Origin of the sequence: Achromobacter sp. Root83, assembly GCF_001428845.1 — a bacterium.
Lineage (GTDB): Bacteria > Pseudomonadota > Gammaproteobacteria > Burkholderiales > Burkholderiaceae_B > Achromobacter.
The window spans coordinates 211,386-217,642 of the sequence record NZ_LMIU01000006.1 but is presented as its reverse complement, the minus strand read 5'-3'; the positions used below and the strand labels follow the sequence as shown (position 1 = coordinate 217,642).

General features: G+C 66.8%; 4 protein-coding genes. All 4 read left to right on the top strand.

All coding sequences use genetic code 11. The features are described 5' to 3' along the window. Window positions 1-295 precede the first annotated feature (295 nt). Window positions 296-2,209 carry a radical SAM protein gene (locus ASE30_RS09215; protein ID WP_200964419.1) on the top strand — a complete coding sequence of 638 codons (1,914 nt, stop codon included), beginning with the start codon at window positions 296-298 and terminating at the stop codon, window positions 2,207-2,209. Between the two features lie 183 nt (window positions 2,210-2,392). Continuing rightward, window positions 2,393-2,956 (top strand): aldehyde dehydrogenase iron-sulfur subunit PaoA, encoded by a 564-nt coding sequence (gene paoA, locus ASE30_RS09210; RefSeq protein WP_369819310.1) that lies wholly within the window; start codon window positions 2,393-2,395, stop codon window positions 2,954-2,956. After that, window positions 2,953-3,903, top strand: a complete 951-nt coding sequence (locus ASE30_RS09205) for a xanthine dehydrogenase family protein subunit M (RefSeq protein WP_057283986.1) — start codon at window positions 2,953-2,955, stop codon at window positions 3,901-3,903. Before paoA ends, ASE30_RS09205 begins: the two co-directional genes overlap by 4 nt. Before the next feature lie 4 nt (window positions 3,904-3,907). Beyond that, the gene (paoC, locus tag ASE30_RS09200; RefSeq protein ID WP_057283985.1) at window positions 3,908-6,103 is read left to right on the top strand and encodes an aldehyde oxidoreductase molybdenum-binding subunit PaoC; all 2,196 of its coding nucleotides are present in this window, start codon (window positions 3,908-3,910) and stop codon (window positions 6,101-6,103) included. The last annotated feature ends 154 nt before the right edge of the window (window positions 6,104-6,257 follow it).

The window sequence follows — 6,257 nt, the reverse complement described above, 5'->3', positions numbered from 1 at the left end:
CTGCACTCCAAGCTGGGCTATCGGGCACCGGCTGCGTATGAACGCAGCCAAGCGCCAAAACTACCTATGCAGGTGTCCACTAAAACTTGACCACCACATAGCGGTCGGGCGGACGGTAAGGGCGTCCCGGCGGGCTTGCGTAACAAGGCGTCCCCGGCGGGCTTGCAAAAAAGGGGCGTCCCCGCGGGCTTGCAAAAAAGGGCGTCCCCGCGGGCGCGTGGAAGGGCGTTTCTGGCGGTGCTGCCTATAATTACGGCGATTCCCGCTTTTTCTGACGGCATTCCTGCCGTGCCCAATGTCCACCTTGCCTTTACGCGTGCTGTCCGTCATCCCCCCGATGACGCAGCTGAACACCCCTTATCCGTCCACCGCCTACCTGACCGGCTTTTTGCGGTCGCGCGGCGTCACCTCGTTCCAGGAGGATCTGGCGCTGGCGCTGGTGCTGCGGCTGCTGTCCGCCGACGGCCTGCGGGCGGTGTCGGAAAGGGTGGCCGCGCTGCCGCTGGAAAAACACACGCCCGCGATCCAGGCATTCGTGGCCATGCAGCCGCGCTACCTGGCCACGATCGACCCGGCGATCGCCTTCCTGCAAGGCCGCGATCCGACCCTGGCCCACCGTATCGTGGGCCGCAATTTCCTGCCCGAAGGACCCCGTTTCAGCACGCTGGACGTGTACATGGACGAGGACGGGGGCGATCCCCTGGGGTGGGCGTTCGGCGCGCTGGGCCTGCATGACCGCGCCAAGCACCTGGCCACCCTGTATCTGAATGATCTGGCCGATGTGCTGCGGGACGCCGTCGATTCGCGTTTCGAGTTCGTGCGCTATGCCGAATCGCTGGCCGGCAGCCAGCCCACCTTCGATCCCTTGGCGCAGGCGCTGGCGGCGCCGCTGAACTTGGTAGACGAGACGCTGCGCGAGCTGACGGCGCAAGCGCTGGCCCGCCACGCGCCGACGATGGTGCTGCTGTCGGTGCCGTTTCCCGGAGCGGTCTACGCGGCGTTCCGGATCGCGCAGGCGATCAAGGCGCACGACCCGGGCATCGTCACCGTGCTGGGCGGCGGCTTCGTCAATACCGAACTGCGCGAACTGAAAGACCCGCGCGTGTTCGATTACTTCGACTATGTCACCCTGGATGCCGGCGAGCGCCCCTTGCAGGCTCTGCTGGAACATGTGGAAGGCAAGCGTTCGCGCCAGCGCCTGGTGCGCACGTTCCTGCGGGACGGCGAGACCGGGGCGGTGCGTTACGTGAACATGGTCGAGCCGGACGTCGCGTTCGCGGAAGTGGGCACCCCCACCTGGGACGGCCTGCCGCTGGATCGCTACCTGTCGCTGCTGGACATGCTGAACCCGATGCACCGCCTGTGGAGCGACGGGCGCTGGAACAAGCTGACCGTGGCGCATGGCTGCTACTGGAAGAAATGCAGTTTCTGCGATGTCAGCCTGGACTACATCGGCCGCTACGAGGGCGCATCGGCCGCCGTGCTGGCCGACCGCATCGAAGCCATCGTGCGCGAAACAGGGCAGACCGGCTTTCATTTCGTGGACGAGGCCGCGCCGCCCAAATCGCTGAAGGCGCTGGCGGCCGAGCTGATCGAACGCAACGCCGGCATTTCGTGGTGGGGCAACATCCGTTTTGAAAAGACCTTCACCCCGGACCTGTGCGAGCTGTTGGCCGATAGCGGCTGCATCGCCGTGTCGGGCGGCCTGGAGGTGGCGTCGGACCGCCTGCTGAACCTGATGAAGAAGGGCGTCTCGATCGATCAGGTGGCGCGGGTGACGCGCGCCTTCACCGATGCCGGCGTGCTGGTGCATGCGTATCTGATGTACGGTTTTCCCACGCAGACCGTGCAGGACACCGTGGACGCGCTGGAGTACGTTCGCCAGTTGTTTGAAAACGACTGCATCCAGAGCGGTTTCTTCCACCGTTTCGCCTGTACGGTGCATTCGCCGGTGGGGAAGAACCCCGAGGAATACGGGGTGACGCTGCAGCCCTTGCCGCCCGTCACCTTCGCCAAGAACGACATCGGTTTTCATGACCCCACCGGGGTGGACCATGATGCGCTGGGCAAGGGGCTGAAAAAGGCTATCTACAACTACATGCACGGCATCGGCCTGGACGAGGACGTGCGGAGCTGGTTTCCCTTCAAAGTGCCGCGCACCACGGTGGCGCGCCATCGCATCAGCCGAGCGCTGACCCAGCGCGGCTAACCGGGGGCGGGGCGCAGGCACGCCGCCAGCAAGCGGCATGCCCGTTCCCTGAACGTTGCTCGCGGCCGCGTGGACCGCCGGGGAAGACCTGATCTGGACCGCATGGGCCCTTTGGGAATGCGGATTGCTGGCCGCGTTGCGGATCGCCAGAGGGTCCGGGCGACATTCAAGGGAGTCCCTGCTTTGGAACAATCCTCAGATTCCACGATTTCCGGGCGCGGCACGGGTCAACCCATGCCGGCCACGGTGACGCTGCGCGTGAACGGCGCCGCCCACACTCTGGCTCTGGACATGCGCACGACCCTGCTGGACGCGCTGCGCGAACACCTGCACCTGACCGGCACGAAAAAGGGCTGCGACCACGGGCAATGCGGCGCCTGTACGGTGATGCTGGACGGCAGGCGCGTCAACGCCTGTCTTGCGCTGGCGGTGATGCACGATGGCGCCGAGATCACCACGGTGGAAGGCCTGGGCACGCCGGAGGCGCTTCATCCCCTGCAGGCGGCGTTCGTCAGGCACGACGGATATCAATGCGGCTACTGCACGCCGGGGCAGATCTGTTCCGCCGTGGGGATGCTGGAAGAGGTGTCGCGGGGCGTCCCCAGCCACGTCACCGCCGATCTGGCCGAGCGTCCGCTCTTGACGCTGGACGAGATCCGCGAACGGATGAGCGGCAACATCTGCCGCTGCGGCGCTTACGCGAACATCGTCGACGCCATCGTGGACGTCGCGGAGGGCCAGGCATGAAATCCTTCACCTACGAGCGCGCCCGCACGCCGGAAGCGGCCGCCGCCAGCGCGGGCCGCGCGCCGCATGCCCGCTTTATCGCGGGCGGTACCAATCTGGTCGACCTGATGAAGATCGAGGTCGAAACACCGGCCCACCTGATCGACGTGAACGGATTGGGCCTGGACCGGATCGAACCCGCCGCCGACGGTGGCCTGCGGATCGGCGCGCTGGTGCGCAACACCGATCTGGCGTCCGACGAGCGCGTCCGGCGCGACTACGCGGTGCTGTCGCGGGCGATTCTTGCCGGCGCATCGGGGCAGATCCGCAACCGCGCCACGACCGCCGGCAATCTGCTTCAGCGCACGCGCTGTCCCTACTACTACGACACCAATCAGCCCTGCAACAAGCGGGCGCCGGGCAGCGGCTGTTCGGCAATCGGGGGCGTCACGCGCCAGCTCGCCGTGATCGGCGGCAGCGACACCTGCATTGCAACGCATCCCAGCGACATGGCGGTGGCCATGCGGCTGCTGGACGCCAAGGTGGAAACGCTGCGGGCGGACAGCACGACCCGCGTCATTCCCATTGCGGATTTCTACCGCTTGCCTGGCAATTCCCCGCATATCGACACCAACCTGGAACCGGGTGAACTCATCACCGGCGTGACCCTGCCCAAGCCCATCGGCGGCAGGCACTTCTACCGCAAGGTCCGCGACCGGGCGTCCTTCGCCTTCGCCCTGGTGTCGGTCGGCGCCATTGTGCAGCCGGACGGCGGCGGACGGGTCGCCTTGGGCGGCGTGGCGCACCAGCCGTGGCGGATCGAGGCGGCCGAAGCGGAAATGGCGGCGGGCGCCGCGCGCGTCACCGACCGGCTTCTGGCCGATGCGCGGCCGACGGCCGAGAACGCGTTCAAGCTGACGCTGGCGCAGCGCATCCTCAGTTCAATCCTGGCGCAGGCGAGGGCATGACGCGATGAAATTCGATACTCCGGCAAGCGAAAATCCCATCGATCGGCTCACGGTCGTCGGCAAGGCGCTCGATCGCATCGACGGCCCCCTGAAGACCACGGGCAGGGCGGTATACGCGTATGAGCATCACGATGAGGCGCCCGACGCCGCCGTGGGCTACGTGCTGGGAGCGGCCATCGCCAAGGGAAAGATCAGCGCGATGGACGTGGACGCCGCCCGCAACGCGCCCGGCGTGCTGGCGGTCGTTACCGCGCAGAACGCCGGCAAGCTCGGCAAGGGCAAGATGAACACCGCCACGCTGCTGGGCGGGCCGCACGTCGAGCATTACCACCAGGCGATCGCGGTGGTGGTGGCGCAGACGTTCGAGCAGGCGCGTGCCGCGTCGGCGCTGATCCGCGTGACGTACAAGGGAGAAAAGGGCGCTTTCGATCTGGCGGCGGCGCGCAAGGCGTCGCCGGGAAAGCACATACCCAAAACGTCGGTGGGCGATTTCGAGGACGCGTTCGCGTCCGCGCCCGTGAAGACGGACCGCACCTACACCACGCCCGACCAATCGCACGCCATGATGGAGCCGCACGCGTCCACGGCGGTCTGGAAGGGAGATGAACTGACGCTCTGGACGTCCAGCCAGATGGTCGCCTGGGGCCGAAGCGAGGTCGCCAGGACGCTGGGCATTCCCAAGGAAAAGGTGCGCTTGATCTCGCCGTACGTGGGCGGGGGCTTCGGCGCGAAGCTGTTTGTGCGCGCGGATGCGCTGTTGGCGGCGCTGGGCGCGCGCGCGGCCGGGCGCCCCGTCAAGGTGGCGCTGCCGCGTCCCTTGGTGATCAACAACACCACGCACCGTCCCGCCACCATTCAGCGGATACGCCTGGGCGCGCAGCGGGACGGAAAACTGACCGCCATCGGGCACGAGAGCTGGTCGGGCGACCTGCCGGGCGGCCAGCCCGAAGAGGCGGTTCAACAGACGCAGTTCCTTTATGCCGGCGCCAACCGCATGTCGGCGTTGAATCTGATGACGCTGGACCTGCCGGAGGGCAACGCGATGCGTGCGCCCGGAGAGGCGCCGGGCATGATGGCGCTGGAGATCGCCATGGACGAGATGGCCGAGGCGCTGGGCATGGATCCCGTCGAATTCCGGGTGTGCAACGACACGCCGGTGGATCCTTCCGCGCCGCATCGCCCCTTTTCCCAGCGGCGGCTGGTCGAATGCCTGCGCACTGGCGCGCAACGGTTCGGCTGGGCGGATCGCCACGCCAAACCGGGCGGGCGCAGGGAAGGGCAATGGCTGGTCGGCATGGGCATGGCTTGCGCCTACCGCAACAACCTGGTGATGAAGTCCGCGGCGCGGGTGCGGCTGGACACAGACGGCGGGATCATCGTCGAGACGGACATGACCGACATCGGCACCGGCAGCTACACCATCATCGCGCAGACCGCCGCCGAGATGCTGGGGGTGCCGCTGGCCAAGGTGGCCGTCCGCCTGGGGGATTCGTCCTTTCCGGTGTCCGCCGGCTCGGGTGGCCAGTGGGGAGCCAACAGCGCGACGGCGGGCGTCTACGCCGCCTGCATGAAGCTGCGCGCCGCCGTTCTGGAAAAGCTGGGCTACGCCGCGCAAGGCGCGGTGTTCGCCGATGGCGCGGTGACGGACGCCGAAGGGCGCTCCGCGCCACTGGCGCAGGCCGCCGAACACGGTGAACTGGTGGCGGAGGATGTGCTTGAATTCGGCGATCTGGACAAGAAGTTCCAGCAGTCGACCTTCGGTGCGCATTTCGTGGAGGTCGGCGTGGATGCGGCGACGGGCGAGACCCGGATACGCCGCATGCTGGCGGTGTGCGCCGCCGGACGCATCCTGAATCCCAAGACCGCCCGCAGCCAGGTCATCGGCGCGATGACGATGGGGGTTGGCGCGGCGTTGATGGAGGAACTGGCGGTGGACCTGCGCGCCGGGTTCTTCGTCAATCACGATCTGGCGGGCTACGAGGTCCCCGTGCATGCCGACATCCCGCGCCAGGAGGTGATCTTCCTGGACGAAGAAGATCCGGTGTCGTCGCCCATGAAAGCCAAAGGCGTGGGTGAACTGGGCCTGTGCGGTGTCGGCGCCGCCATCGCCAACGCGATCTACAACGCAACCGGCGCGCGCGTGCGCGACTATCCCATCACGCTGGACAAGCTGCTGGGCTACCTGCCCGAAGACCCCTGATCCTTCCGCCGCGCGCGGTACTTTTTCATAGCGCATATGCGCTGGATCAATGCGCCGCCGCGTCGCGGTTCCCAATCCTTGACACTGATGTAATAATATTGCCACTCATTATCATTTACATTTCCGGGGTGGGGAATTGTCTAAGGAACGGGGT